We start from the raw sequence: 1,957 nt of genomic DNA, 5'->3' as shown, positions 1-1,957 counted from the left end.
CTGCTGGCCCAGGCAGAACACGACGCTTCGGCGCAGTCGATCCTGGTCACCGACGATCCGGCTTTCGGCATCGCGGTCGAACAGGCGGTCGAGCGCCAGTTGCAGAGCCTGCCACGCGCTGAAACGGCAGCGGCGAGCTGGCGCGATTTTGGTGCCGTGATCCAGGTGTCGACCATCGACGCCGCGCTGCCGCTGGTCGATCGCATCGCCGCCGAACATGTCGAACTGGCCATCGACGACGCCGAGGGCTTCCTGTCGCGGATGCGCAATGCCGGTGCGGTCTTTCTCGGCCGCCACACGCCGGAAGCCATCGGCGACTATGTCGGCGGCTCCAACCATGTGCTGCCGACGGCGCGCTCGGCGCGTTTCTCGTCCGGCCTGTCCGTGCTCGATTTCGTCAAGCGCACGTCGATCCTCAAGCTTGGACCGGAGCAGTTGCGTATCTTGGCGCCGGCGGCGATTGCGCTGGCAAAGGCGGAGGGTCTTGACGCGCATGGACGCTCCGTCGCCATACGGTTGAACATGTAGGCGGCGATGTCTGGCCCCGATCAAACCCGCGCCAGGCTGATCGATGTCGAACTCGATGAATCGATCGGCCGGTCAACGCCGGATGTCGAGCATGAACGCGCGGTGGCGATCTTCGACCTGATCGAGGAGAACAGTTTCCAGCCCGTCAATGACAGCGGCGACGGCCCTTACCGGCTGAAACTGTCGCTGGCCGAGCAGCGCCTGGTGTTTGCCGTTGCGCGCGAGGATGGCACCGCCGTCGTCACCCATATCCTGTCGCTGACGCCGCTCCGGCGCATCGTCAAGGATTACTACATGATCTGCGAAAGCTACTACGACGCCATCCGTTCCTCGACGCCGAGCCATATCGAGGCGATCGACATGGGCCGCCGCGGCCTGCACAATGAAGGTTCGCAGACGTTGATGGACCGGCTGTCCGGCAAGATCGACATCGACTTCGACACGGCGCGCCGGCTGTTCACGCTGGTCTGCGTGCTGCACTGGCGGGGCTAGCCCTGTCGCCCGGCGCCCTGCCCCGTTCGATCCTGTTCCTGTGCGGCATGAATGCCGTGCGCTCGCCAATGGCGGAGCAGCTGGCGCGCCGGATGCTGCCCGCCACCGTCTTTGTCGCTTCGGCCGGCGTTCGCGCCGGCGAGCGCGATCCGTTCGTCGATGCGGTGCTGGCCGAAGAAGATCTCACGCTGGGCGAGCGCCACCCAAGGACGATGGACGATCTCGAGGACGACTATTTCGACCTGATCGTCACGCTGGCACCCGAAGCGCACCACGCCGCACTCGAACTCACCCGCTCGCTCGCCGTCGAGGTCGAATATTGGCCGACGCCGGACCCGACCGACGCCGGTGGCACGCGCGAACAGATCATGGCAGCGTACCGGGACGTCCGCGAGCGGCTGAAGGTGCGCATAGGCCGACGTTTCTTGCTTCCAGAGGCAAAAAACGCGACGGATTAAGCGTGTTCACAAGCGGACGATTATCATATAGGTTCCGCCGAAATTCCGGCCAGGGTGCTGGAACTACCATCCAAGCAAAGGTATCGAATGCCGAAGGAAGAAGTCCTCGAGTTTCCGGGTGTCGTGACGGAATTGTTGCCGAACGCGATGTTCCGGGTAAAGCTCGAAAACGAACACGAAATCATCGCCCATACGGCCGGCCGCATGCGCAAGAACCGCATCCGCGTGCTGACCGGCGACAAGGTTCTGGTCGAGATGACGCCATACGACCTGACCAAGGGCCGCATCACCTATCGTTTCAAGTAAGCAAAGCCCGACTGGTCCGCGATGAGCATTTTGCAGAAGCTGGTGCTTGCCTCGGGTTCGCCGCGCCGAATCGAGCTCTTGCAGCAGGCCGGGATCGAGCCGGACCGCGTGCTGCCGGCCGATATCGACGAAACGCCGCTGCGTGCCGAGCATCCACGCTCGCTGGCCAAGCG

General features: G+C 63.9%; 5 protein-coding genes. All 5 read left to right on the top strand.

From position 1 onward, the window contains the following. Positions 1-528: histidinol dehydrogenase (locus tag EN925_RS33785; RefSeq protein ID WP_206633085.1), on the top strand; the 528-nt coding region annotated here is incomplete at its 5' end. Positions 529-534: 6 nt separating this feature from the next. After that, positions 535-1,020, top strand: coding sequence for a UPF0262 family protein (locus EN925_RS33780; RefSeq protein WP_013530198.1), 486 nt, complete (start codon positions 535-537; stop codon positions 1,018-1,020). Next, positions 1,008-1,478 (top strand): low molecular weight phosphatase family protein, encoded by a 471-nt coding sequence (locus EN925_RS33775; protein ID WP_013530197.1) that lies wholly within the window; start codon positions 1,008-1,010, stop codon positions 1,476-1,478. The genes EN925_RS33780 and EN925_RS33775 overlap by 13 nt, the downstream gene beginning before the upstream one ends. Before the next feature lie 87 nt (positions 1,479-1,565). Further along, entirely contained in the window at positions 1,566-1,784 is a 219-nt protein-coding gene (gene infA, locus EN925_RS33770; protein ID WP_006200926.1) for a translation initiation factor IF-1, read from the top strand. Positions 1,785-1,805: 21 nt separating this feature from the next. Beyond that, positions 1,806-1,957: Maf family protein (locus EN925_RS33765; protein WP_206633093.1), on the top strand; the 152-nt coding region annotated here is incomplete at its 3' end.

This window comes from Mesorhizobium sp. M7A.F.Ca.US.006.04.2.1 (assembly GCF_004022915.1).
Lineage (GTDB): Bacteria > Pseudomonadota > Alphaproteobacteria > Rhizobiales > Rhizobiaceae > Mesorhizobium > Mesorhizobium ciceri.
This window is presented reverse-complemented; position numbering and strand designations above follow the sequence as displayed.